22 protein-coding genes and 1 other RNA gene are annotated in these 24081 nt (G+C 71.6%); 11 read left to right on the top strand and 12 right to left on the bottom strand.

What is annotated here, in order from left to right; all coding sequences use genetic code 11:
- Nucleotides 1-16 precede the first annotated feature (16 nt).
- The 4 genes from BLV05_RS17445 (at nucleotide 17) to BLV05_RS17430 (ending at nucleotide 2705) form a co-directional block, all read left to right on the top strand.
- Nucleotides 17-673: a type IV toxin-antitoxin system AbiEi family antitoxin domain-containing protein gene (locus BLV05_RS17445; protein ID WP_046770665.1), complete on the top strand. Its 657-nt coding sequence runs from the start codon at nucleotides 17-19 to the stop codon at nucleotides 671-673.
- Nucleotides 666-917, top strand: a complete 252-nt coding sequence (locus BLV05_RS17440) for a hypothetical protein (RefSeq protein WP_046770666.1) — start codon at nucleotides 666-668, stop codon at nucleotides 915-917. Before BLV05_RS17445 ends, BLV05_RS17440 begins: the two co-directional genes overlap by 8 nt.
- 154 nt (nucleotides 918-1071) lie before the next feature.
- Nucleotides 1072-2217, top strand: coding sequence for an ImmA/IrrE family metallo-endopeptidase (locus BLV05_RS17435; RefSeq protein ID WP_046770667.1), 1146 nt, complete (start codon nucleotides 1072-1074; stop codon nucleotides 2215-2217).
- Entirely contained in the window at nucleotides 2217-2705 is a 489-nt protein-coding gene (locus BLV05_RS17430; protein ID WP_046770668.1) for a DUF4411 family protein, read from the top strand. The genes BLV05_RS17435 and BLV05_RS17430 overlap by 1 nt, the downstream gene beginning before the upstream one ends.
- A 157-nt stretch (nucleotides 2706-2862) precedes the next feature.
- Here BLV05_RS17430 and BLV05_RS17425 read toward each other — a convergent pair whose 3' ends face one another.
- The 6 genes from BLV05_RS17425 to BLV05_RS17400 form a co-directional block, all read right to left on the bottom strand.
- On the bottom strand, nucleotides 2863-5871 hold the full coding sequence (locus BLV05_RS17425) for a bifunctional [glutamine synthetase] adenylyltransferase/[glutamine synthetase]-adenylyl-L-tyrosine phosphorylase (RefSeq protein WP_046770669.1): 3009 nt from the start codon (nucleotides 5869-5871) through the stop codon (nucleotides 2863-2865).
- Nucleotides 5872-6009: 138 nt separating this feature from the next.
- Nucleotides 6010-6363 carry a fluoride efflux transporter CrcB gene (gene crcB, locus BLV05_RS17420; RefSeq protein ID WP_046770670.1) on the bottom strand — a complete coding sequence of 118 codons (354 nt, stop codon included), beginning with the start codon at nucleotides 6361-6363 and terminating at the stop codon, nucleotides 6010-6012.
- The gene (locus BLV05_RS17415) at nucleotides 6360-6719 is read right to left on the bottom strand and encodes a DUF190 domain-containing protein (RefSeq protein ID WP_046770671.1); all 360 of its coding nucleotides are present in this window, start codon (nucleotides 6717-6719) and stop codon (nucleotides 6360-6362) included. Before BLV05_RS17415 ends, crcB (BLV05_RS17420) begins: the two co-directional genes overlap by 4 nt.
- Complete coding sequence (gene crcB / locus BLV05_RS17410) at nucleotides 6716-7126, bottom strand: fluoride efflux transporter CrcB (protein WP_082155516.1); 411 nt, start codon at nucleotides 7124-7126, stop codon at nucleotides 6716-6718. The genes BLV05_RS17415 and crcB (BLV05_RS17410) overlap by 4 nt, the downstream gene beginning before the upstream one ends.
- A gap of 4 nt (nucleotides 7127-7130) precedes the next feature.
- Nucleotides 7131-7841: a type 1 glutamine amidotransferase gene (locus tag BLV05_RS17405; protein WP_046770673.1), complete on the bottom strand. Its 711-nt coding sequence runs from the start codon at nucleotides 7839-7841 to the stop codon at nucleotides 7131-7133.
- 4 nt (nucleotides 7842-7845) lie between these two features.
- Entirely contained in the window at nucleotides 7846-9183 is a 1338-nt protein-coding gene (locus BLV05_RS17400; protein ID WP_046770674.1) for a glutamine synthetase family protein, read from the bottom strand.
- 71 nt (nucleotides 9184-9254) lie between these two features.
- Between BLV05_RS17400 and BLV05_RS17395 the strand changes: the two genes are divergently transcribed.
- Both BLV05_RS17395 and panB read left to right on the top strand, forming a co-directional pair.
- Nucleotides 9255-11231 carry an NAD+ synthase gene (locus BLV05_RS17395; RefSeq protein ID WP_063932603.1) on the top strand — a complete coding sequence of 659 codons (1977 nt, stop codon included), beginning with the start codon at nucleotides 9255-9257 and terminating at the stop codon, nucleotides 11229-11231.
- Nucleotides 11232-11307: 76 nt separating this feature from the next.
- Nucleotides 11308-12144, top strand: coding sequence for a 3-methyl-2-oxobutanoate hydroxymethyltransferase (panB, locus tag BLV05_RS17390; protein ID WP_046770675.1), 837 nt, complete (start codon nucleotides 11308-11310; stop codon nucleotides 12142-12144).
- On the opposite strand, the gene BLV05_RS17385 is transcribed toward panB, so the two are convergent.
- Both BLV05_RS17385 and BLV05_RS17380 read right to left on the bottom strand, forming a co-directional pair.
- On the bottom strand, nucleotides 12104-12955 hold the full coding sequence (locus tag BLV05_RS17385; protein ID WP_046770676.1) for an SDR family NAD(P)-dependent oxidoreductase: 852 nt from the start codon (nucleotides 12953-12955) through the stop codon (nucleotides 12104-12106). The genes panB and BLV05_RS17385 overlap by 41 nt on opposite strands.
- Nucleotides 12952-13818 (bottom strand): SDR family NAD(P)-dependent oxidoreductase, encoded by an 867-nt coding sequence (locus BLV05_RS17380; protein ID WP_046770677.1) that lies wholly within the window; start codon nucleotides 13816-13818, stop codon nucleotides 12952-12954. The genes BLV05_RS17385 and BLV05_RS17380 overlap by 4 nt, the downstream gene beginning before the upstream one ends.
- 113 nt (nucleotides 13819-13931) lie before the next feature.
- On the opposite strand from BLV05_RS17380, the gene BLV05_RS17375 reads away from it, so the two are divergent.
- Nucleotides 13932-14474 (top strand): PadR family transcriptional regulator, encoded by a 543-nt coding sequence (locus BLV05_RS17375; protein WP_046770678.1) that lies wholly within the window; start codon nucleotides 13932-13934, stop codon nucleotides 14472-14474.
- A gap of 490 nt (nucleotides 14475-14964) precedes the next feature.
- On the opposite strand, the gene BLV05_RS17370 is transcribed toward BLV05_RS17375, so the two are convergent.
- Both BLV05_RS17370 and BLV05_RS17365 read right to left on the bottom strand, forming a co-directional pair.
- Nucleotides 14965-16371: an IS1380 family transposase gene (locus BLV05_RS17370; protein ID WP_172860593.1), complete on the bottom strand. Its 1407-nt coding sequence runs from the start codon at nucleotides 16369-16371 to the stop codon at nucleotides 14965-14967.
- Nucleotides 16372-16638: 267 nt separating this feature from the next.
- A complete protein-coding gene (locus tag BLV05_RS17365) occupies nucleotides 16639-16824 on the bottom strand; it encodes a hypothetical protein (RefSeq protein ID WP_046769763.1) in 186 nt (61 codons plus the stop codon).
- Nucleotides 16825-16911: 87 nt separating this feature from the next.
- On the opposite strand from BLV05_RS17365, the gene map reads away from it, so the two are divergent.
- A complete protein-coding gene (gene map, locus BLV05_RS17360) occupies nucleotides 16912-17760 on the top strand; it encodes a type I methionyl aminopeptidase (protein WP_046769764.1) in 849 nt (282 codons plus the stop codon).
- A 25-nt stretch (nucleotides 17761-17785) separates the two neighbouring features.
- Here the strand turns inward: map and BLV05_RS17355 are convergent, their stop codons facing one another.
- On the bottom strand, nucleotides 17786-21529 hold the full coding sequence (locus BLV05_RS17355) for a S8 family serine peptidase (RefSeq protein WP_152690834.1): 3744 nt from the start codon (nucleotides 21527-21529) through the stop codon (nucleotides 17786-17788).
- A gap of 94 nt (nucleotides 21530-21623) precedes the next feature.
- On the opposite strand from BLV05_RS17355, the gene ppgK reads away from it, so the two are divergent.
- The 3 genes from ppgK to BLV05_RS17340 all read left to right on the top strand — a co-directional run bounded on the left by ppgK (nucleotide 21624) and on the right by BLV05_RS17340 (nucleotide 23133).
- Complete coding sequence (gene ppgK, locus BLV05_RS17350) at nucleotides 21624-22379, top strand: polyphosphate--glucose phosphotransferase (protein WP_046769765.1); 756 nt, start codon at nucleotides 21624-21626, stop codon at nucleotides 22377-22379.
- A 21-nt stretch (nucleotides 22380-22400) separates the two neighbouring features.
- Nucleotides 22401-22774: RNase P RNA component class A (rnpB, locus tag BLV05_RS17345), an RNA gene on the top strand.
- A 68-nt stretch (nucleotides 22775-22842) separates the two neighbouring features.
- A complete protein-coding gene (locus tag BLV05_RS17340) occupies nucleotides 22843-23133 on the top strand; it encodes a hypothetical protein (RefSeq protein WP_046769766.1) in 291 nt (96 codons plus the stop codon).
- A gap of 58 nt (nucleotides 23134-23191) precedes the next feature.
- On the opposite strand, the gene BLV05_RS17335 is transcribed toward BLV05_RS17340, so the two are convergent.
- Nucleotides 23192-23935 carry an LPXTG cell wall anchor domain-containing protein gene (locus tag BLV05_RS17335; RefSeq protein WP_046769767.1) on the bottom strand — a complete coding sequence of 248 codons (744 nt, stop codon included), beginning with the start codon at nucleotides 23933-23935 and terminating at the stop codon, nucleotides 23192-23194.
- Nucleotides 23936-24081 lie beyond the last annotated feature (146 nt).

Below are 24081 nucleotides of genomic sequence, written 5' to 3'. Positions count from 1 at the left end.
GGGTACAATAGTTGTCATGGCGGACTCGACCCTGGCCCGGCTCGGCTCCATCGCCGAACGTCGGTGGGGCCTCGTCACCACGGCCCAAGCAGGGGAGGCTGGCGTCTCCCGCAAGCAGCTCGCCCGGATGGCTTCGGCCGGGGCCATCGAGCGCGTGGCGCAGGGGGTCTACCGCATGGCCGGAGCGCCACCGCAGGACCACGAGGCGATCTACGCGACGTGGCTGGCGCTGCGCGGGGCGACCGCACCTCGCAGCGAGGCAGGAGTCGCCCCGATCGTGGCAGCTGGAGCAACGGCCGCAGTCGTTCACGGGCTGGGCGACTTCCTCCTCGACGGCTTCGACTTCATCGTCCCCAGCCGCAAAGGCACCCGGCTCCCTGGCGTACGTCTGCGTATCCGCCACCTCACCAACGAGGAGGTCGTGCCCGTCGACGGACTCCCCACGCTGACCGTCGAGCGGACCATCGCCGACCTCGTCGACATCGGCACCGATCTGTCCATGGTCGCCGCGGCCGTGCGTGATGCGACAAGCGCCGACAAGCTGGTGTCCCGCCACCGACTCGAGTCTTACCTCTCCCCTCTCGCGGCGCGGCGCAAGAGCGACGCCAGATCCCTGGCCGACGGTCTCTTCGATCTGGCCGGCGTGCGTTCGGAAGGATGGGAGCGTGGCTGAGCACGAGGGATACGCGGACTGGCGATCGCTGGAGCTGGCGATCAAGGACGCCGCGAAGAAGGCAGCCCAGCAGGCAGGCCCCGGAGTCAGCGCAGCCACCGTCGACGCCCAGATCCGGCAGGCCCGGTTCGACCGGTTCCTCTGCCGCGTCTTCGCCGCTGGCGAGCAGTCGGAGTGGCTGCTCAAGGGCGGGATGAGCATGCCGGCGCGGGTGCCCCGCCATGTCGCCGGTCGCGCTCCATGACACGAACAGCGCCTATCCTCAAATGTCGGACCCAGCAGCCACACTAGGACCATGTGACTCCGTAGCGTCGCGGTGATGGCACAGGGCTACGGCAGGACACCATTGATGCTGCACTCGCACTGGCCGCGATGGCCAACGCAGAAAGGAGAGAGCGATGCCCATCCGAGTCGACGTCGCTCCCTCCGTGCTGTCCTGGGCGCTCAACGTGACAGGAGCCGACGAAGAAGGGCTCCACCGTCGCTTCAAGGTTGATCAGTGGCTGACAGCCGAGACCCGTCCGACGCTGAAGCAGCTCCAGGATTTCGCGAGGGCGACAGGCGTGCCCTTCGGCTACCTCCTGCTCCCCCAGCCTCCAACCTGGACACTGCCTGTGCCCGATTTCCGTGAGGGCTTCGATGGAGCACCTCCGCCGAGCGCCAACCTCATCGCCGTATTGGGCCAGTCTCAGCGCCGGCAGGAGTGGTATCGCGACTATGCGCTAGGGCTCGGGGCAGAGCCTCTAGAATTCGTTGGTTCCGCCGCGGACGAGGGCCCGACAGAGGCAGCGGCACACATTCGAAGCGCGCTAGATTTCGAGATCTCCACCCGCCACGGGACTTGGGCCGACACGCGGAAAGCTCTCCTCAGAAGCTTCGAGGCGCTCGGCGGCCTGACCATCGCGACCTCCATGGTGAACAACAACACCAGGCGTCCGCTCGACGAGAACGAATTCCGTGGATTCGCGCTTGTTGATGACATCGCGCCGCTCGTGTTCGTCAACACCCACCAGACCATCAATGGCCAGATTTTCACACTCGCCCATGAGTTCGCCCACATCTGGCGTGGTACCAGCGGTATCGGCAATGAAGATCTGCGCAGTGACGCGCAATCCGAAATCGAGCGCTGGTGCAACGCCGTGGCGTCCGAAGTGCTAGTGCCACAGGAGGACCTGGAGTCTCACCACGCCCGAGTGGCAAGCGCGCCGCTCACCGAAGCATTGGATGCCCTGGCACATGACTTCAGATGTGGCACTCTTGTGGTCCTACAGGCGCTCCACCGCACCGGCCTCCGTCGCATGGATAACTACGCTAACGCGTACGACGCTGAGGTTGCTAGGCTCCGGGCGCTCAGCGCGGCAAACGAACGTGGCGGCGGCGACCACTACAATAATCAGCCTTTCCGCGTCGGCGAACGCCTTTCTCGTGCCCTGATCGCAGACGCACTCGAAGGACGAACGAGCATCGAGGAAGCCATGCGGCTGATGTCCATGAAGTCCCTCAGCACGTTCGACGAGTACGCACGCCGCCTCGGGGCCGCCTGATGTACCTCCTCGACGCGAACGCCTTTATGGAGGCGAACCGCCTGTACTACGCCTTCGACATCGCGCCGGGTTTCTGGACATGGCTCGGCGATCCGTCGCTTGCCGGCCAAGTCGCCTCGATTGACGCGGTCAAGGACGAGATCACTGCCGGCGACGGCGATCTCGTCGACTGGGCTCAAGCGCGACCCGCGACTTTCTGGATAGCGGACACCGACGACGTCTTGACGGCGATGCGTGAGCTCGCAGCCTGGGCCGTAGACCCCACTCGGCAGTATCGCCAGGAAGCCGTCGACGAGTTCCTCGACTCCGCCGATCTCAAGCTGATAGCCCACGCCATCGCCACGAGGGCCACAGTGGTCACTCGCGAACAGCCCGCTCCGGAGTCCAAGAAGAAGATCAAGATCCCTGACGTCTGCGAAGCATTCGACGTTTCTTGGACCGATCCCTTCAGCCTCTACCGAACGCTAGGGATGAAGCTCGTCGCCTGACCAGTGCGAATGCGCGACGTCGGCAAGAATCGTTCGAGACCCGCCCAGGTCCAAGATGACACAGAACGCGGATGGCGCCGCCCGCGTCCGCTCAACGACGAGCTCACCGACGACCTGTCGACGAGCGCGTAGCCGGACTCGTGCGAGCATGTGCCCCTCAGCGGGCGTCGTCGTAGAAGAGGCGCTCGACCACGGCTCGGGCCTTGCGGGCGCAGCGGTGGTAGTCGTCCACGAACATCGCGCTCTCGCCGGCGTCGTAGCCGACGACCCGGGAGACCGCGGCGAGCGTCTTCGGGTCCTTGGGCAGCATGTCCGACGGCCGGCCGGTGACCAGGACCGTCGCGTTACGGATGCGGGCCGACATGCGCCAGCTGTCCTCCAGAACCGAGCGGTCGTCGGCCGACAGCAACCCGGCCGCCACCGCCGCGGCCAGCGCGCCCGGTGTCGACGTCGTGCGGAGGGCGGGTGCTGAGGACGCGTGCCGCAGCTGCAGCAGCTGCGCCGTCCACTCGACGTCGGCCAGGCCGCCGGGCCCCAGTTTCAAGTGCATGGACGGGTCGGCGCCGCGGGGCAGCCGCTCGGACTCGACGCGGGCCTTGATGCGCCGCACGTCGCGGATCTGTGTGTCGGTGAGCCCGGCGGTGGGCCACCGCAGCGGGTCGATCAACGCCAGGAACCGGCGCAGCAGCTCCGGGTCGCCGCAGCAGGGCGCCGCCCGCAGCAGCGCCTGCCGCTCCCACACCTCGCCCCAGCGGTCGTAATAGGCGGCGTACGAGGCCAGCGTGCGCACCAGCGGCCCCTGCTTCCCCTCCGGCCGCAGAGCGGCGTCGACGGTGAGGGACGGCTCGGGCGACGGCAGCGAGAGCAGCCGGGTCATCTCGTTGGCGACGGCGAGCGCGGCCGACGCCGCCTCGGTCTCGTCCTCGTCGGGGTAGGGCGTGTGGACGAACAGCACGTCGGCGTCGGACGCGTACCCCATCTCGCGGCCGCCCAGGCGGCCCATCGCGACGACGGCCAGGCGGGTCGGCAGCGGCCCGCCGCGCGCGGCCTCGACGGCGCGGGTGGCGGCGGCCAGCGCGCCGGACAACGTCACCTCCGCGATGACGGTCAGCGCCTCGCCGACGTCCTCGACGGGCGCGCCAGCGGCGAGATCGGCGACGGTGACGCGGAACAGCTCGCGTCGCCGCATGGCGCGGACGACGCCGATGGCGTCGACGGGGTCGTCGTGGCGCTGGACGCCGGCCAGGACCTCCTTCTCCAAGGGCCCCCGCTCGCGCAGCCGCAGCGAGTCGCCGTCGCCGAGCATCGAGACGGCCTCGGGGGCGCGCAGCAGCAGCTCGGCCGCGTACCGGCCCGACGCCAGCACGCGGGCCATCCGCTCGGCCGCCGCGCCGTCGTCGCGGAGCAGCCGCAGGTACCACGGCGTCGTGCCGAGCGCCTCGCTGACCTTGCGGAACCCGGCCAGCCCGGTGTCGGGCTCGGGCGCGTCGGCGAACCAGCCCAGCAGCACCGGCAGCAGCGTCTTCTGGATCGACGCCCGCCGCGACACGCCCGTCGTCAGCGCCTCGATGTGGCGCAGCGCGCCCGCCGGGTCGGCGTACCCGAGCGCCCGCAGCCGGGCCAGCGCCGCCTCCGGGCTGAGCCGGACGCCGTCGCCTGGCAGCCGCGCGACGGCGGACAGCAGCGGCCGGTAGAACAGCTTCTCGTGCAGCCGCCGCACCTCGCGGGCCTGCTGATGCCAGACGTCGACCAGCTCGGCCGGCTGCTTCATCGCCAGCGACCGCGCGAGGATCCGCAGCTGCTCGTCGGAGTCGGGGACGACGTGGGTGCGGCGCAGCCCGCGCAGCTGGATGCGGTGCTCGAACGTCCGCAGGAACCGGTACGCGGCGTCCATGACGGCGCCGTCCTCGCGCCCGACGTACCCGCCGGCCGTCAGCGCCGCGAGCGCGCCGAGCGTGTTGCCGTCGTGCAGGCTCACGTCGGCCCGGCCGTGCACGAGCTGCAGCAGCTGGACGGCGAACTCGACGTCGCGCAGCCCGCCGGGGCCGAGCTTGAGCTGGCGGTCCGCCTCGGCCGGGCGGATCTGGTCCTCGACCCGCCGGCGCATGGCGTGGACGTCGTCGACGAAGTGGTCGCGGCCGGCGGCGGTCCACACCATCGGCATGACGGCGTCGACGTACTCCTGGCCGAGGGCGAGGTCGCCGGCCACCGGACGGGCCTTGAGCAGGGCCTGGAACTCCCACGTCTTCGCCCAGTCCTGGTAGTAGGCGACGTGGCTGGCGACGGTGCGCACCAGCGGACCCCGTTTGCCCTCGGGCCGCAGCGCCGCGTCGACCGGCCAGATGGTGCCCTCGGCGGTGTAGACGGAGCACGCGCGCATCAACGCCGTGGCCAGCGTCGTCGCCGTGGACAGCCAGCCGGTCGAGCCGTCGGGGTCGGACGCGGGCGGCTCGGCGACGAACACGACGTCGACGTCGGAGGCGTAGTTGAGCTCGCGGCCGCCGGCCTTGCCCATCGCGATGACCGCCAGCCGGCAGTCGGGCGCGCCGTCCGGGAGCGCGGCCCGGGCGACGGCGAGCGCGGCCTCCAGCGTCGCACCGGCGAGGTCGGCCAGCTCGGCGGCGACGGCCGCGACGTCGAGCCAGTCGGCGAGGTCGAGCGCGGCCAGCGCCGTGACGTGCCGCCGGTACGCCACCCGCAGCGCGTCGAGCAGCTCGGCCGACTCCCCCACCGCGACGGGCACCGGCGCGGCCGGGTCGGCGCCGACGGCGGTGAGCAGGCGGGCCCGGACAGCGCCGGCGTCGGGCCGCCGCTCCGAGGAGAGGTCGCCGAGGTCGAGCCAGTGGTCCGGGTGCCGGCACAGGTGGTCGGCAAGCGCCGAGCTGAACCCGAGCACGGCCAGCAGCCGGCGCCGGTGCGGTGAGTCCGCGGCCAGCACCGCGCGCAACGCCGCCCGCCGTTCGTCGGTCTCCAACGACTCCAGCACGCGGCCGATGCCGCGCAGCCCGAGATCGGGGTCGGCGACCGCACCGAGCGCGGCGACGAGGTCGGCGGCGTCGATGTCGCTGAGCAGCGGGCCGTCCAGTTCGCGCTGCGCGGCTGCGGTGTCGGCGAACCCGGCCTTGGCCAACCATGCGACGCGGCCCTCGGTCCGGTTCACAGACATGAAACAAACCTACCGCCGTTGTCCGCTGCCCACCGGCCGCCCATCCGCCGCCAAGTTGATCTTGGAGTTGTTCGGCAATGGCTGGACGAAATGTCCGATAGATGGCCGAACAACTCCAAGATCAACTTCAGGAGGGGCTCACCACGCCAGGGTCCAGCCGAGGGCGGCGGCGCCCAGGCCGGCGAGCATGCTGACCAGTACGTTCGCGACCCCGCGGGCCCACGCGCCGTCCTCCAGCAGCCGCAGCGTCTCGTAGCCGAACGTGCTGTACGTGGTCAGCGCGCCGCACAAGCCGACGCCGACCAGCGCGCTCGTCTCCGTGCCCACGGTCGGCGAGCCGAGCACCAACCCGAGGACGAACGACCCCACGACATTGACCACCAGCGTCCCCCACGGGAACCCGCCGCCGAGCCGCCTTTGCACCCAGCGGTCGACGACGTAGCGCAGCGGCGCGCCCACGGCCGCGCCGGCCGCCACCAGCAGCACCGTCACTGCTCCCCGCCCGCCCCGCGGTTCCCCCGGCCCACGTACCGGACCACCTCGACGTCGGCCAGCGTGATGAGGCCCTCCTGCACCAGCGGCGCGACCTCGTCGACGAACCGGTGCACGGGCTCGGCGCGGTCGACGATCACGACGGCGACCGGCAGGTCCTCGGACAGGCTGAGGATGCGCGTGGTGTGGATGTGGTTGGACGCACCGAAGCCCTCGATGCCACGGAACACGCTGGCGCCGGCCAGCCCGGCGGCGTGCGCCCGGTGCACGATCTCGGTGTACAGCGGCCTGCCGTGCCAGGTGTCGTTCTCGCCGACGACGATGGTCAGCCGCCGGGCGGGTCCCTCCAGCATCATGCGCGTCTCCTTCTTCGCAGGGCCCGGGTGGCCGCGGTCCCGAGCCAGACGGCCAGCAGCGCCAGGACCGGCGTCACCAGGAAGTACGTCAGGGCAGCGACTGAACGGCCGTCGGCCAGCAGCCGCTGGGTGTCCACCGCGTAGGTGGAGAACGTCGTGTACCCGCCCAGCACGCCGATGCCGAGGAACGGGCGCAGCAGCCGGTGCGGCGCGGTGAGGTCGAGCAGGACGGCCATGAGGACGCCGATCAGCAGGCAGCCGGACACGTTGACCGCCAGGATCGCCCACGGCCAGCCGCTGCCGGCACCGGGTTGCAGCGACGCCGCGCCGTGGCGGGCCAGCGACCCCAGCACGCCGCCCGCGGCGATGACCGCGAGCACGGGCAACTGCCGGCGCAACCTGGACATGCGGCTAGTGGCGCACCGCCGGCGACGTCGCGACGATGCGGGCGAACCGGGCGGCCAGCTCCCGCCCGGCGGCGACGACCTCGGCGTCGCGGTCCACCAGCTCGCGCACGACCGGCGCGGCGTCGACGTCGGGCAGCTCGGCCGCCCAGCCGGCGAAGGTCGGCTCGGACACCTCCGGGTGGAACTGCACGCCCCACGCCGCTGCCCCGACGCGGAACGCCTGGTGCGGGTACATCGCCGACGAGGCCAGCCAGACCGCTCCCGGCGGCAGCTCCGCGACGGCGTCTGCGTGCATGCTCGGCCCGGGGAACGGGTCGGCCAGGCCACCGATCAGCGGGTCGTCGCCGGCCTCCGGGCGCCAGCGGACGTCGACGACGCCGGACTCGCGGCCCGGCGCGGCTCCGACGTCGACCCGGCCGCCGCACGCGACCGCCAGCAGCTGCGCGCCCAGGCAGATGCCGAGCGTCGGCGTCCCGTCGCCCGAAGCCGCCGCAAGCAGTGACCGCACCGCCGGCAGCCATGGCGCGACGCCGTCGTCGTAGGCGTTCATCTGGCCGCCCAGGACGATCAGCCCGGCGCCCGGCGCCGACGGCAGTGGGTCGCCCGCGTACGGCCGCAGCACCCGCATCCGCGCGCCGGCGGACTCCAGCCAGTCGCCGAAGCGGTCCAGCGGGCAGCCCGGCTCGTGCTCGACGACGTCGACGACCCCCGTCACGCGGTCACATCACCGGCAGCATCTTGGCCCGCTCGAACGCGGTGACCTGCAGGCTGTACTCGTTCCACTCGGCGCGCTTGTTGCGCAGGAAGAACTCGAAGACGTGCTCCCCCAGCGTCTCGGCGACCAGCTCGGAGTTCTCCATCGCCTGGATCGCCTCGTCCAGCGAAGTCGGCAGCGGGTCGATGCCCATGGCCCGGCGCTCGCGGTCGGTCAGCGCCCACACGTCGTCCTCGGCGCCGGGCGGCAGCTCGTAGCCCTCCTCGATGCCCTTGAGGCCGGCCGCGAGGATGACGGCGTAGGCGAGGTACGGGTTGCAGGCGGAGTCCAGCGAACGGAACTCGACGCGCGCCGACTGGCCCTTGTCGGGCTTGTACATCGGGACGCGGACCAGCGCGGACCGGTTGTTGTGTCCCCAGCAGATGTAGGCCGGGGCCTCGCCGCCGCCGCGCAGCCGCTTGTAGGAGTTGACCCACTGGTTGGTGACGGCGGTGATCTCGGGCGCGTGCCTGAGCAGCCCGGCGATGAACGAGCGGGCCACCTTGGACAGCTGGTACTCCGCGCCGGGCTCGTGGAAGACGTTGCGGTCGCCCTCGAACAGCGACACGTGGGTGTGCATGCCCGATCCGGGCCACTCGGTGAACGGCTTCGGCATGAACGACGCGTACAGCTCCTGCTCGAGCGCGACCTCGCGGACCACGGCGCGGAACGTCATGAGGTTGTCGGCCGTGGCCAGCGCGTCGGCGTAGCGCAGGTCGATCTCCTGCTGGCCGGGCGCGCCCTCGTGGTGGCTGAACTCGACCGAGATGCCCATGTCCTCGAGCATCGTGATGGTGTCGCGGCGGAAGTCCTGGGCGATGCCGTGCGCGGTGTGGTCGAAGAAGCCGCTCGCGTCGACGGGGACCGGCTCGTCGCCGCCTTCGGGCTGGTTCTTGAAGACGAAGAACTCGACCTCGGGGTGCGTGTAGAAGGTGAACCCCAGCTCCGCCGCCTTGCCCAGTGCGCGCTTGAGCACGTGGCGCGGGTCGGCGTACGACGGCGAGCCGTCGGGCATGAGGATGTCGCAGAACATCCGGGCGGTCCCGTTGGAGCCGCCGCGCCACGGCAGCACCTGGAACGTCGTCGGATCGGGCTTGGCCAGCATGTCGGCCTCATACACGCGCGCGAACCCCTCGATGGCCGAGCCGTCGAAGCCGATGCCCTCGGAGAACGCGTTCTCCAGCTCAGCGGGGGCGACCGCGACCGACTTCAGGAAACCGAGCACGTCGGTGAACCAGAGCCGGACGAACCGGATGTCGCGCTCTTCCAGCGACCGGAGGACGAACTGCTGCTGCTTCTCCACGCGGCCAGTCTGCCCCACGCTCGTGTCCGCCGGGTAGCTGGACGGTGTCGTCGCGTGACTAAGCTCGGATCGTGCCGCAGATCAGAATCGCGCTCGCTCAGGTCAACCCGACCGTCGGTGCGCTCGAGGCCAACGCCGACCTCGTCGTCCGCATGACGAAGCACGCCGCCGCGCAGCACGCGCACCTCGTCGCGTTCCCCGAGATGATGCTGACCGGCTATCCGGTCGAGGACCTCGCGCTGAGGGCGTCGTTCGTCGACGAGTCGCGGGCCGCGCTGGAGAAGCTGGCGGTCCGCCTCGACGCCGAGGGGCTGGGCGCCACCGCGGTCGTCGTCGGGTATCTGGGCCGCGACGACGCGACGACGCAGCAGTACCAGCTCGGCCGGCCGAAGGGGTCGCCGCAGAACGCCGTCGCCGTCCTCTACGGCGGGCGCGTCGTGGCCCGGCAGGCCAAGTACCACCTGCCCAACTACGGCGTGTTCGACGAGGCCCGCTACTTCGTCCCCGGCAACCACCTCGGCGTGTTCCGGCTGCACGGCATCGACGTCGCGCTGGCGGTCTGCGAGGACATCTGGCAGGACGGCGGGCCGGTCTCCGTCGCGCGCGAGGCGCGGGCCGGGCTGCTGCTCGTCGTCAACGGCTCGCCGTACGAGCGCAACAAGGACGACAGCCGCCTCGACCTCGCCCGCCGCCGGGCCGCCGCCGCGCAGACGACGCTCGCGTACGTGAACATGGTCGGCGGCCAGGACGAGCTGGTCTTCGACGGCGACTCCCTCGTCGTCCGCCCCGACGGCGAGCTGCTCGCCCGGGCGCCGCAGTTCGAGGAGGGCTGCCTGGTCGTCGACCTGCAGCTGCCCGACGCGGTCGCGCCGGCACCGGGCCCGTGGGGCATGACGCAGGAGCGGGTCGCCGGGTTCCCCGTCCACCGGACGACGCTGACGTCGGCGCCGCTGCCCGCGTACACGCCCGATCCCGGCGCCCTGGCGCCGCGGCTGTCCGACCTCGCCGAGGTGTACGCGGCCATCGTCACCGGGCTGCGCGACTACGTCCACAAGAACGGCTTCACCTCGGTGGTGCTGGGGCTGTCCGGCGGCATCGACTCCGCGCTGGTCGCCGCCGTCGCCGTCGACGCCCTGGGCGCTGAGAACGTGAACGGCGTCTCGATGCCGAGCTCGTACTCGTCCGAGCACTCCAAGTCCGACGCGCAGGACCTCGCGACGCGCACCGGGCTGCGGTTCCGCACCGTCCCCATCGCGCCGATGGTCCGCTCGTTCCTCGAAAACCTCGAGCTGACCGGGCTGGCCGAGGAGAACCTGCAGGCCAGGGTGCGCGGCATGACGCTCATGGGGCTGTCGAACCAGGAGGGTCACCTCGTCCTGGCGACCGGCAACAAGACCGAGCTGGCAGTCGGCTACTCCACCATCTACGGCGACGCGGTCGGCGGCTACGCGCCGATCAAGGACGTCCCGAAGACGCTGACCTGGGAGCTGGCCCGCTGGCGCAACGCGGCCGCCGCCGAGCGCGACGAGACGCCGCCGATCCCGCAGGGCTCCATCGACAAGCCGCCCAGCGCCGAGCTGCGCCCCGGCCAGCTCGACTCCGACTCGCTGCCCGACTACCCGCTGCTCGACGACATCCTGTACCGGCACCTCGAGCACGACCTCGACGCGACGGAGCTGCAGGCCGCCGGGTTCGACGCCGGCATCGTGGCCAAGGTGCTGCGCATGGTCGACACCGCCGAGTACAAGCGGCGGCAGTACCCGCCCGGCCCGAAGATCACCATCCGCAACTTCGGCCGCGACCGGCGGGTACCGATCACCAGCGCCTGGCGCGAAGCCCCTCGCCCCGCTGCCGCGCCGGCGGCCGCCGCTGTGGTCTCTCCGGCTGTGACGGAATCGGTGGCAGCTCCTGCCGCGGAGCCGGCCCCGAGGACAGCCGAGGCAACGCCCACGTCCGCCGAGCCGCAGGCGGACGCCGTCCAGCCGCCGAGCACCGAGGAGCCCGAGACCGCCGAGCGGGAGCTGCCGCCGCCACCTCCACCGCACTGACCCCTCGTTCGTGGGACAATCGGAGGTGTTAGGGGACCCGGACACGGGCCTCGAGACACACTCAAGGAGTCCTGCGATGACGCACGAGACCGTCCCGTTGTACGGCGGCCAGCTCTCCCGCCGGGTCACCATCCGCGACCTGCGCACGGCCAAGGAGCGCGGCGAGCGCTGGCCGATGCTGACCTCGTACGACATGTACACCGCCGAGATCTTCGACGCCGCCGGCATCCCGGTGCTGCTGGTCGGCGACTCGGCCGGCAACAACGTCTACGCCCACCCCGACACCGTCCCGGTGACCGTCGAGGAACTGGTCCCGCTGGCCCGCGCCGTCGTGCGGTCCACCAGCCGGGCGCTCGTCGTGTCCGACCTGCCGTTCGGCTCGTACCAGCTCGGCCCCGAGCAGGCGCTGGCCACGTCGATCCGCGTCATGAAGGAGACCGGCGTCCAGGCGGTGAAGCTCGAGGGCGGCCTGCCGGTGGTCGAGTCGGTGCGGCGCATCGTCGAGGCCGGCATCCCGGTCATGGCGCACGTCGGGTTCACGCCGCAGAGCGTCAACGCGCTGGGCGGCTACCGCGTGCAGGGTCGCGGCCCCGAGGCGGACAAGTTGATCGAGTCCGCGCTGGCGCTCGAGGAGGCCGGCGCCTTCGCCGTCGTGCTCGAGATGGTGGTCGCCGAGGTCGCGGCCGAGGTGACGAAGCGGCTGTCCATCCCGACCATCGGCATCGGCGCCGGGCCCGACGTCGACGCCCAGGTGCTGGTGTGGCAGGACATGGCCGGCCTGCGCGGCGGCCGGATGCCGCGGTTCGTCAAGCAGTACGGCGACCTCCGCGGCGCGCTCGTCGACGCGACCAAGGCGTTCGCCGACGACGTCGTCAGCGGTGGGTTCCCGGCCGAGGAGCAGACGTACCACTGAACGGGCCGCGCAGCTGTTCGGTGAGCTGCCAGAGCCGGGCGGCGTCGTCGCGGTCGTACGAGGCCGGCGACGACGCCGCCGTCCGGAACCGGTCGTAGTAGGCGCCGTTCTCGACGACGTCGTCCGCCGCCAGGCGGGTCACCGGGTCGGCGCCCTGCTGGACCGACAGCGACATCAGGCTCGCCATCAGCACCAGGGCGCGCGGGAAGTGCCGGCCGAGGTCGGTGCGGACCATGCCCGGATGCAACGCGACGACGGTCAGATCCGGGTGCCGGCGGTGCAGCTCGTACGTGAACAGCAGGTTCGCCAGCTTGGTGCGGCTGTAGACGAGGAACGGGTCGTAGCGGCGCTCGCTCTGCAGGTCGGCGAGGTCGACGACGACCGGGCCGCTGCCGCGCAGGGGCGCGCGATGGCCCTCGGAGTTGACGTTCACCACCCGGCCGTCGCCCTCCTGGAGCAGCGGCAGCAGTGCGCTGGTCAGCGAGAACGGCGCCAGGTGGTGGACGGCGAGGTTCAGCTCCAGGCCCTCGGCGCTGACCCGGCGGTTCGGCAGCATGACGCCGGCGCCGTTGACCAGCGTGTCGATGCGGTCGGCCGTGTCCTGGACCGCGGCGGCCGCCCGCGCGACGCCGTCCGCCGTCGACAGGTCCGCGGCGACGACCCGCCCGCCGGGCAGACGTCGTTGCAGGTCGGCGGCGCGCTTCGGGTCGCGGCCGATGAGGACCAGCCGGTGCCCGGCCGCGGCGAGATCCTCCGCCGACCGCCTGACCAGCCCGGACGTCGCCCCGGCGACGACGATGGTGCGTGTCACGCCGGCGCCTTGACGTTCGAGAGCCCGAACGTGCGCGCGATCAGCCCGTCGCGCAGCCCCGCGGGCAGGTGCGAGACCAGCCGCAGCAGCCGCACGTCGCTCGACGCCGCGTACCAGCGCTTCGGCCGGCGCGCCTCGACCGCCCGGACGATCGCGGCGGCGACCTTCTCCGGCGGGCTGCTGCGCTGGTTCGCCGACGCCTTCTCGACCGCCGCGAGGTGCTGGCGGTAGAGCGCGACGCGGCCCGGGTCGGCGTCGTTCAGCGCGGAGCGGGCGGCGGCCTCGGCCTTCGCGAAGATCAGCGTCTTCGTCGCCCCCGGCTCGACCAGGACGACCGGGATCCTCCACACCGCGAGCTCGCCGCGCAGCGCGTCCGACAGCGACTCCAGCGCCGCCTTGCTGGCGCCGATCGGGCCCAGGAACGGGACCGGCACCCACGCCGTCGGCGCGCTGACGTTGACGACGCGGCCGCCGCCGGCCCGCAGCAGCGGCAGGAACGACTGGGTGACGTAGGCGGGGCCGAACGTGTTGACCTCGAACTGGCGGCGCAGCTCCTCCGGCGGGATCAACTCGAGCGGGCCCTGCACGATGACGCCGGCGTTGTTGACGACGGCGCGCAGGCCCGCTCCGCCGACGTCGTGAGTGACCTTCTTCGCCGCCAGCGCGACGCTGGCCGGGTCGGTGACGTCCATCTCGACGACGCGGACGCCCTTGACGCCGGCAAGCGCGCCGGCGCCCGCGCCCGCGTTGGCGCGGACCGTCGCGAACACCGTCATGCCGCGGTCGGCCAGCGCCCGGACGGCGACCGCCCCGATGCCCCCGTTGGCGCCCGTCACCAGGACGGCGCCGGTCTTCTCGGCCATGGCTTGCTCCTTCACATGTCATTAAGGACATGTACCTTAGGACATGTTCGAGTATTCATGTGGCCGGAGGGACATGTCAAGATGAGGCGACCGGTTCCGCCAGAGGAGATTCGATGTCGCTGAGACACGGCCTGCTGGGCCTGCTCGCGGAGGGCCCGGCCAGCGGCTACGACCTCGCCGGCCGGTTCCACGAGGTGCTCGGCATGGTGTGGCCGGCCCAGCACCCGAAGATCTACGCCGAGCTCGGCAAACTCGCCGACGAGGGCCTCATCGAGGTCGACTCCGTCGGCGCACGCGGGCGCAAGGCCTACCGCATCACGCCGGAGGGGCTGGCAGAGGTGCGCCGCTGGCTCACGTCGACCGAGGTCGACCACACGATGCGGCTGCAGGCGCTACTGCGCTCGGTGTTCTTCTGGCTCATGCCGCCCGACGACCTTCGGCGGCACCTTCAGGCGGAGGCGGTCTACTACCAGCGGACCGCCGGCTTCTACCGCGAGATCGCCGCCGCCAAGGACCGCGGCGAGTACGGCGACAGCCCGCCGACCCAGGCGATCCGCATCGCCGCCGAGGCCGGCATCCGGCTGCACCAAGCACTCGCCGACTGGGCGGAGTGGGCTCAGACGGCGCCGCTCAGCACCGACGAGGATCCTGAGTAGCTGCGGCGTCGACCGGGGTGCGCCCTGGGGGTGCCGACGGGGAAGAACCGGGCACAGCCCGCCAGCTCTGCGCCGTCGGCGTCCTGGTCTCAGGTCATGTCCTGGTCCACAGTTACGCCGGCAAACGCCTACCAGGCATCCGCCCGTGACACAGGACCAGGACGTCACGGGAGACAAGTACGCCGGCCGTGTGGTCCTGGGTCTGACGCGCGTCCTGGGTCTCAGGCGCGCCAATCGGCGAATCCGAGCCCGCAACCGCGCGTCAGACCCAGGACGCGCCCCACACCCAGGACGCGGGCAGTGCCCGCTCTTCCCCGTCCCCCTGATAGCTGCCCGCACTTAGCCTCGATCCGTGGAAGGGCTATCGGGTGATCTTCGCTCCTGACTGTTGATCTTGATCGGGGTCGTGGGCAGGGCTGGTCGGCTGGTCTGCCCAGCTCTTCCACGTGTCGGTGTCCGGTCGGGGCCCGGTGCGGGCGGTGGTCGACGGTCAGGCCGCCGCGGCGGGTGGCCCGGTGGCGAGCACGTGGTTCCAGAGGCGGGTCCACTGCTGGGCCCAGGGCCAGTGCGTGGGCAGGTGCAACACGCGGCGGCGTTGCGGGCGGGCCAGCCGGGCGGGCACGGTGACGATCTGTCGGCGCAGTGTCGCGCCGCGCGCGACGGCATGCCGCGGACTGGTCAGGGTGCCGGCGGCGCGGAGCAGGTTGTGGGTCATCGCGGCGCAGGTCGCCCAGGCGGCGTTCGCGGCGAACCGGCCAGACGGCAGGTGGGCCAGCGGCCCGTCGATGAGGTCGGCGAACACGGTCTCGATGATCGCGTGCGCGCGGTGGGTGATGTCCGCGTCGGCGGTCGGTTCGGTGTTGTCGGTGAAGAACGGGTGGTGCCGCCAGACCGGGAACAGTTCATCGGTCTTGGCGCGGTCGCGGACCCGGCGCACGATCAGCCGGGCGGTGACCTGGTGCTTCTTGGCCTTGGAGCCGAACGCGGTGAACGGTACTTCGGCGACGTGGGCGTCGGAGATCAACTGCCCGGTGTCCGGGTCGACGACCGCGCCGGGGTAGTGCACCGGTGTCCACGCGTCGGCGGGGATGGTCGCGATCGCCCTGCTCACCGCACGGTTCTTGGTCAGCGCCACGGAGAACCGGGCCCCCGCCCTCACGCAGGCGCCGACGACGACGCTGTTGCCGTAGGCCGAATCACCGCGGACCAGGATCTCACCCGCCGCGCCGGCGGCGCGGGCGGTCCGGATCGCCTCGGCGACCATCGTCGCCGCGCCCTTCCCGGAACCGGCCCGCCCGGCCCGTAGCCGGATCCCGGCCACCACCGGCGCACCGTGCTCGGTACTGATGCTGGTGGCCAGCGGCGACAGGCCCTTGCGGAGCACCTGCCGCCCGGCGATCTTGGTGTGCCCGAAGCTGGCGCCCTGCTTGGCGTGCCCGTAGACCGGGCGCAGCAGCGAATCGATGTCGACGAACGCCCGAGTCCCGATCCCGGGCAACAGCCCCGTCGTCGTGACGAGGCCGACCAGATGCGCCCGCGCGACCGAGGCCAACTGCAGGGCATGGCCATGGGTGAACTCCCGCAGGAACTGCCCCAGCGTGGCCGGCGCATACACGCCGCCGAACAACCGGCCCATCCCGCCGGAACGGACCACGTCCAGATCGTCGATGCAGTCCGCGCCGGCAGCCATCCCCGCCACGATCGAGGTGATCTTGCCCGCCGGGTTCACGCCGGCCGACTTCACCCTCACCGAGCCGACCGCGACCTTGGACGAGATCAGCTCGGACAGGCCAGCCTGCTCGGCCAAGGCCATCACCGGCACCAGCCCCGCGCACGACACGAGATTCTCGTCATCGAACCTCGGCATCGCCTTCGACCAGACGTGAGATAGTCGCACCGAGAGTGCCTTCCGCAGCAGTGGCGATCAGGACCTAGACAATCCAGATCCTCCCTGCACAGAAGGCACTTTCTTCGTCACCACACCGAACGACCAGCCAGCCAGTCCACGGATCGAGGCTTAGACCGCGAGGGTGCGGGTCAAGTCCAAGCCCCCACCACCCACGAACATTCACCACAGCGGGCGCGGACTTGAGGCGCACCCTCGCGGCTAAGACCATGGGCAGCAGGGGGACGGCCAACTAAGGCAACCCCGGCGCACTGACGACTACTCGTCGTCGTTCCAGTCGCGGTCGAGGGCGTCCTGCTGGGCGGTGCGTTCGTGCGCCCGGGCCAGCGCGTCCTCGGCCTCGGCGCGCGTCTCGTACGGCCCGAGGCGCCGGTCGTTGGGGCAGCCGTCGACCGGCTCGACCGTGGAATGCACCAGGCACCAGTACCAGGGTCCGTCGGCCACGATGACTCCCTTCGCCGCAGAAGCGCACCTCAGCTGAACATCCCAGGCTTCGCCTGAGAAGCGCACCTCAGCCTAGACTTTCACACCATGTCGCCCGTCGTCCCCGGCATCGTGTCGGCCGAACGCCCCGTCCCGCCGTCCATCGCGCGCCCGGAGTACGTCGGCAAGACCCGCCCGGCCCCGTTCACCGGCTCCGAGGTCAAGGACGCCGCCACCGTCGAGCGCATCCGCGTCGCCGCCCAGCTGGCCGCCCAGGCGCTCGCCGAGGTCGGCAAGCACGTCGAGCCGGGCATCACCACCGACGAGCTCGACGTCATCGGGCACGAGTTCCTGGTCGAGCGCGGCGCGTACCCGTCGACCCTCGGGTACCGGGGGTTCCCGAAGTCGCTTTGCACGAGCGTCAACGAGGTCATCTGCCATGGCATCCCCGACTCGACGGTGGTCCGCGACGGCGACATCGTGAACATCGACATCACCGCCTATATCGACGGCGTGCACGGCGACAACAACGCGACCTTCCTGGCCGGCGACGTCGACGACGAGACGCGGCTGCTGGTCGAGCGGACGCACGAGGCGCTGAACCGCGCGATCAAGGCGGTGAAGCCGGGCCGCGCCATCAACGTCATCGGGCGGGTCATCGAGTCGTACGCCAAGCGGTTCGACTACGGGGTCGTGCGCGAGTTCACGGGCCACGGGGTCGGCGAGTCGTTCCACTCCGGGCTGGTCGTGCCGCACTACGACGACCCGGGGTCGACGACGATCATCGAGCCGGGCATGGTGTTCACCATCGAGCCGATGCTGAACCTCGGCACCCACGAGTGGACCATGTGGGACGACGGCTGGACGGTCGTCACGCGCGACGGCCGGCGGTCGGCGCAGTTCGAGCACACGCTGCTGGTCACCGAGACCGGCGCCGAGATCCTCACGCTCCCCTGAGGTCCCGGCGCCGCCCCGGCGCCCGTCAGCGCAGCCCGAACGCCCGCACGACGGTCTGCTCCAGCCGGTTGCCGTCCACGTCGGTCGCGGTGAGCCGCAACGTCACCGCGCCGCCCGCGGCGCCGTCCGCCCCGAAGGTCGCCCGGTAGCGGCCGTCCCCGCCCCGCAGCCGCGCCGGCGTCCACGACTCGCCGTCGTCGAACGAGACGTCCAGCCCGACCTCGTCGATCTCGACGTCGGGCGTGCCGAACTGGTGCCGCAGGCCGACGTCGACCCGGATCGGCTCGTCCACCGGCACCGTGCTCAGCGCGTCCGCGCCGGGCACGTCGTAGTCGGCGAGCAGCAGCGGCAGCCGCTCCCCGTCGCCGTCGTCGCCGGCCGAGTGGAACGTCCACGCCGAGCTCACCCGGGTGGAGTAGCGCCACCAGGGCTGATCCAACCGTCCGTCCAGCTCGAGACGGAACGTGCCAGGCCCGGCCGGGACGTCGAACCAGCCGAACTGGTCGGGCGACTCCCCCAGCAGCTCGTCGTCGCGGTACAGCCGCAGCGCGTACTCCTCCAGCCCGAAGCCCATGATCTGCACGTGACCGGGGTCGTGCACGAACCCGCTGATCACCGCCTCGACGGTGTCGCCGTACCGGTTGACGCCGACGTTGGCCGACTCACGGTCGGGCAGCGAGTGGGTGGCCACCGGGCTCATCCACCGGACGTCGTCGCGCTGCCGGGGCCGGTACGTCCGGCCGATCTCGTCCCAGAACGGCCCCAGGGGGTACTCGTTGTGTGACAGGACCGACTGCGACCACTCCACCTGGTTCGCCAGCACGTAGTCGGTGCGCTCCGACGGCGCGGTCACGTGCGGCACCATCCAGCCGCCCATGGAGTTGCCCGACGGCGACCAGCCGCTACGCGCCTCCGACATCACGTCCGTCGGCGTGTGCGCGTCAAACCTGACGGCGATGGTCGCGAGATCGGACCGGCGGAACTGCCACCGCGGCTGCTCGGGGATCCGCCCGCGGACCGGGACGAGCAGGTCGTAGACGTACGGCGTGACGGCCGAGCTGGTGAGCTCGAGCTCCACCGGGCTGTCCGCCAGGAGCTCGCGCAGCCGCGCCGCGGCGGCCCGGCTGGTGCCGATGACCGGAATCTCGACCTCCGGGTACAACAGGTCGACCTGCAGGCCCGCGTTGTCCTGGTCGTAGAACAACACCACTCTTGCGCCGGCCCGCTCGAGCTCGGCCGCCTGCTCGCCGTTCTCTCGCCCGGGGTCCCGGACGGCCAGGGCGATCGCGCCGTCGACGGACGTCTCGCGCAGCTCGCCGGCGGTGGCCGCGCCCACGTCGACGACGGGCAGCCGGAGCGTCCCGTCGATGCGCGGGGAGAACCCGTAGTAGTCCGTATCGATCTCGGCGGACGCGCCCGGCACCTCGGCCCGGACCGGCGGCTCCTCCAGCCGGGCGCCGGTATCGAAGGAGAACTCGCCGGACGTCACGGGCTCGGTCGGCACAGCGAAGAGCGCGACGGCGGCGCCGATGACCTTGAGCGCCGACAACAGCACGCGCCCGTCCGCGGAGCGGCCGCGGCCGTACCCGATCATGCTCCACCGTGCCGTCGCGTCCTCCGCGCCGCGGACCGTCGTGTGGACCGGCTCCGCGCCCTGGGCGTCGAGGACGACCTCCGTGGCACCCGTCACCACGACCTCAGGCTCGGTGACCAGCGTGTACTCCGTCACCCGGTCGTCCTCGGCCGCGCGACGGAGGAACGTGCCGAACGAGTACGTACCCGGCGGCAGCCGGAGGGTCGCCGTCCCGTCCGGCACCGGTTCGACCGCCCAGTTGCCCTGCTCGATCTCGACGACATCGACCTCGCCGGACGCCGGCGCGCCGCTACGGTCCACCATCCGCACCGTGACGTCGTACGTCTCCGGCTCGGCGTACCAACCGGCGGGAATGCGGACAGAACGCTGCGTCGCCGGGTCGGTGGCGACGACAGCGGCCTCGTAGGTGCCGGGGCCGAGGGCGGCGACGTCGGCGGTGACGGCGGCAGTCGCGGTGCCGCCGGCGGGGATCGTCAGCTCGGACGGCGTGACGGTGACCGAGTCCGCGAGCGGCGGCCCGGCCACCGTCGCGGTGACGGCGACGTCCAGCGTCACGGGCGCGTCGGAGAGGTTCGTATAGGTGACCTCGCGGGTGACCGGCTCGACGTCGCCGTGCGGCCAGCGGTGATGGCCGAACTCCAGCTCACCCGCCGACGGCACGACGCTCACGGTCGCAGCCTCGGCGACGTCGACCCGGCCGGCGCCCTGCTCGTAGATGCTGACGTCCGAGGCGGGTGCGGCGGTCGACATCAGGACCGCGCGCAGCTGCGCCGCCGACCAGTCCGGGTACTGCCCAGCGAGGATCGCTGCCGCGCCGGCGACGTGCGGCGTCGCCATGGACGTCCCGCTCATCGACCGGTACGTCTCGTCGTCGCCGCCGCCGTCGTCGATGGTGGTCGACCGCGCCGCCGTGATCGCTACGCCGGGGGCGGTGATCTCCGGCTTGATGGCGCCGTCGGCGAGCCGCGGGCCGCGGCTGGAGAACGGCGCGAGGACATCGTCGCCGTCCACGGCGCCGACCGCGAGTGCGGCGTCGGCCGCCGCCGGGCTCGTGACCGTCTCGGGGCCGTCGCCGAAGTTCCCCGCCGCGATCACGAAGAGCGCGCCCGACTCCTCCGTCAGCCGGTCGACGGCGAGTGACGCGGGGTCCTGGCCGTCGGTCGGCTCCGTCCCGAGGCTGACGTTGACGACGTCCGCACCCTGTTCCACGGCCCACTCCATGCCGGCGATGAGGTCGGACACCTGCCCGAAGCCGTAGTCGTCGAGGACCTTGCCCGAGATGAGCTTCGCCTCGGGCGCGACGCCCCGGAAGCTCCCGTTCGAGGCCGCGCCGGTGCCCGCGGCGGTCGAGGCGACGTGCGTGCCGTGCCCGTCCCGGTCCACGGCGTCGGCAGACATCGAGAAGTTCCGTTCCGCGACGACCTGGCCGGCCAGGTCAGGGTGGGTGGCGTCGACACCGGTGTCGAGGACCGCGATGACGGCTCCGGCGCCGGCGTACCCGTCCTCCCATGCCTGCGGGGCGCCGATCTGGGGGACACTCTCGTCGAGGCTCGCCCGGACCGTGCCGTCGAGCCAGACGTGCGAGATCGCGGCCCCGGCGCCGCGCGCGCCGTCCGCCTGCGCGAACATCGACCAGAGCCGCGCCGCGGCGTCCCTGTCCTGCTCGACGGCGACGGCGTCGATGCCGTCCAGGGCGGTGGTGACGGTCGCGCCCGGCAGCTCACGCGCGGCCGTCCTCGCGCCGGAGTACTGCACGATGAGCGGCAGCGTCGCCCGGTCCTCGTCGCCGTAGCCCTGGGCGACCAGCCCGGTGACGTCGAACAGCGCGGGGTCGAGCGTACCCGCGGCGAGGAGCGGCTGCGCCGCGGCCGGCACGACGTACGTGCCTTCGGCGGTGCGGCGGACCTGTACCGCGTCTGACGGGCTGTCGGGCCCGGGGACCATGGTCACGCTCTCGCGTCCCGGCTCGCCGGCGCCGACCAGCACCCGGTCGCCGGTCACGAGGGTGATCAGCCGGCCACCGCCGCCGGCCACCGCCCCGGGTGCCTCGGGCGGAGCCGGCGGTGGGGGCTCAGCGGTGCTCGCGCCCGCCGTCAGCACCATGGCCAGCGCGGCGCCGAGCACCGCCCGCGCCGGTCGTCGTCCGTTCGTCGGCCGTTCTCGTCCTGTCGTCACGCCTACCACACGGAAACGGACGAACGGGAGGTTGTAAAGCCGGGCGTGACAGGTCCGCTGGCCCCGAGCGCGTTCATCGGCGAAGCTTGATGACGTGACCTCGACGACGCAGGGTTTCGGCATCGACATCGGCGGCAGCGGCATCAAGGGAGCACCGGTCGACCTCGGCAAGGGCGAGTTCGCCGCCGAGCGCGTCCGCGTCGACACCCCCGAGGAGTCGACGCCCGCCAACGTCATCGCGGTGGCGCTCGAGGTCCTCCAGGAGTTCGGCTGGACCGGGCCGTTCGGCTGCACGTTCCCCGGCATCGTCAAGCGCGGCGTCATCGGCTCGGCCGCGAACGTCGACAAGTCGTGGATCGGGGTGAACCTCGAGAAGGAGCTGACCGAGCGCACCGGACAGCCCGTCACCGTGGTCAACGACGCCGACTCCGCCGGGGTCGCCGAGGACCGCTTCGGCGCCGCCGCCGACCAGGACGGCGTCATCATCGTCACCACCCTCGGCACCGGCATCGGCAGCGCCGTCCTGCACGACGGCGTCCTGCTGCCCAACACCGAGTTCGGCCACCTCTATCTCGCGCACCACAAGGAGGCGGAGAAGTTCGCCGCCGCGTCCGTCCGCGAAGAGAAGGACCTCTCCTGGGAGGACTGGGCCGAGCGGCTACAGGAGTTCTACGCCCACCTCGAGTTCATCTTCTCCCCCGACCTGTTCGTCGTCGGCGGCGGTGTCAGCAAGAAGGCCGACAAGTTCCTGCCGCTGCTCGACCTCGAGACGCCGATCGTGCCGGCCGGGCTGAAGAACGACGGCGGCATCATCGGCGCGGCGCTGCTTGCCGCCGAACGTGCTGCTTAGCGCTATCCTGGCGCCGGAGGACGAGCCGGCCGGGCGGCCGCGTCGGGGCCGTCAGGTCCCGCCGAGGAAAGTCCGGACTCCACAGGGCAGGGTGGTGGGTAACGCCCACCCGGGGTGACCCGCGGGACAGTGCCACAGAAAGCAAACCGCCTCCCGCGTTCGCGCGGGCGGTAAGGGTGAAACGGTGGTGTAAGAGACCACCAGCGCCCCAGGTGACTGGGGCGGCTCGGTAAACCCCACCCGGAGCAAGGTCAGACAGGGAGCGTTCGAGGGCGGCCCGCCCGAGCTCCCGGGTAGATCGCTGGAGACCACCGGCAACGGTGGCCGTAGATGGATGGTCGCCGGTCCCGGTCCGCCGGGAACCACAGAATCCGGCTTACAGGCCGGCTCGTCCCCCGTACTGTCCGACCCGTTGAGTAGCCTGCCCCGCTTCGTTGCCCGATCAGGTGGAGGACCGCTGCACATGGCGATGATGCTGGTCAGCTACGACGCACACACGCCGGGACACAGTTATGACCATCTTCTGGACGCGCTCGAGGGGTTCGGCGCGTACTGGCACTGCCTCGACTCGACGTGGCTGGTCGAGACCCGAATGAGCATCACCCAGGTCCGCGACTCGCTCTGGCTGCACATGCACCCCGACGACGAGCTCCTGGTGGTCGACGTGACGGGGGCGCCGGCGTCGTGGGTCGGCTTCACCCGCGAGTGCGGCGACTGGCTGCGGGACAACCTCGACCGTCCCGGCCAGACCTGACGGCATGACGGCGGGTGGTCCGGCGCCACTGTGGCTGCGCCGGACCACCCGTCGTGCCCTACCGCTGGGTCGCCGTCCGGCGGATCACCAGCAGCGCACCGGCGGCCAGGAAGGCGAAGGCCGCGAGCCAGAGCGGCCCCAGGTCGCCGGTGCCGGTGTTCGGCAGCTCCTCGCCGTCGCCGCCGGCGCCCGCCCCGCCGGCGCCGCCGTCGTCGTCACCGGCACCGTCGTCGGCGTTGCCGTCGTCGTCGCCGGAGCTGCCGTCGTCGTCCTCACCGACCTCGCAGCCGAGCGCGTCGGCGTCCCGGTCCAGATGGAACGGGTCCAGCTCGGCGTCGAACAGCTCGATCGGCTTGTGGACGTCGTCGATGTCAGGGCAGTTGTAGTCCCCGTGGGTGTCGCTGCACCACGCGGCGGAGTCGGCGTAGTGGGCGCACGGGCCCAGCTCATCCGCCGGCGGTTCCTCGGCCGGCGGTTCCTCAGGCGCTCCGCCCGCGTCGCCGTCGGGACCACCCTCGCAACCGATCCCGTCGTTGTCGTCATCGAGGCCAAACGGGTCATGCCCAGTGTCCACCAGGAAGATCGGCCAGTACTCGACCGGGATGCTCGCCTCGTTACAGTTGTAGTTCTCGTCCGACGCCGGGTCGCACCAGGCCTCGGAATCGGCGTAGGCGGCACAGTCGGCCGCGTCCTTGGTCTCGACCGTCGTCTCGACGGTCGCACCGTCCTCGGCCCAGGCCGGTGCCGTGGCACCGAGCAGTAGGGCCAGTCCGGCCAGTATCGCTATGGTGACCTTTCGCAAGGTCGCCCCCCTTCGGATCTTCGGATACATAGGCCGTAGGTACGGCCCATCCAAAGGCCCGGACGCTAGCGCGATCTTGCTCACCCCGGAAGCGCTTTCGGGCGATTCGCCGCGATTCTCATGAAGATCGACGGAGTAGCGTAACC

Origin of the sequence: Jiangella alkaliphila (genome assembly GCF_900105925.1) — a bacterium.
GTDB lineage: Bacteria > Actinomycetota > Actinomycetes > Jiangellales > Jiangellaceae > Jiangella > Jiangella alkaliphila.
This window is presented reverse-complemented; position numbering and strand designations above follow the sequence as displayed.

Excerpts from the sequence above, each read along its gene's own strand:
- BLV05_RS17380 (WP_046770677.1), bottom strand. The coding sequence starts at position 13,818 with ATGGCCGAGAAGACCGGCGCCGTCCTGGTGACGGGCGCCAACGGGGGC.
- crcB (WP_082155516.1), bottom strand. The coding sequence starts at position 7,126 with ATGTCCAGGTTGCGCCGGCAGTTGCCCGTGCTCGCGGTCATCGCCGCG.
- BLV05_RS17445 (WP_046770665.1), top strand. The coding sequence starts at position 17 with ATGGCGGACTCGACCCTGGCCCGGCTCGGCTCCATCGCCGAACGTCGG.
- BLV05_RS17425 (WP_046770669.1), bottom strand. The coding sequence starts at position 5,871 with ATGTCTGTGAACCGGACCGAGGGCCGCGTCGCATGGTTGGCCAAGGCC.
- BLV05_RS17430 (WP_046770668.1), top strand. The coding sequence starts at position 2,217 with ATGTACCTCCTCGACGCGAACGCCTTTATGGAGGCGAACCGCCTGTAC.
- BLV05_RS17340 (WP_046769766.1), top strand. The coding sequence starts at position 22,843 with ATGGCGATGATGCTGGTCAGCTACGACGCACACACGCCGGGACACAGT.
- BLV05_RS17415 (WP_046770671.1), bottom strand. The coding sequence starts at position 6,719 with ATGATGCTGGAGGGACCCGCCCGGCGGCTGACCATCGTCGTCGGCGAG.
- map (WP_046769764.1), top strand. The coding sequence starts at position 16,912 with ATGTCGCCCGTCGTCCCCGGCATCGTGTCGGCCGAACGCCCCGTCCCG.
- BLV05_RS17375 (WP_046770678.1), top strand. The coding sequence starts at position 13,932 with ATGTCGCTGAGACACGGCCTGCTGGGCCTGCTCGCGGAGGGCCCGGCC.
- BLV05_RS17435 (WP_046770667.1), top strand. The coding sequence starts at position 1,072 with ATGCCCATCCGAGTCGACGTCGCTCCCTCCGTGCTGTCCTGGGCGCTC.
- panB (WP_046770675.1), top strand. The coding sequence starts at position 11,308 with ATGACGCACGAGACCGTCCCGTTGTACGGCGGCCAGCTCTCCCGCCGG.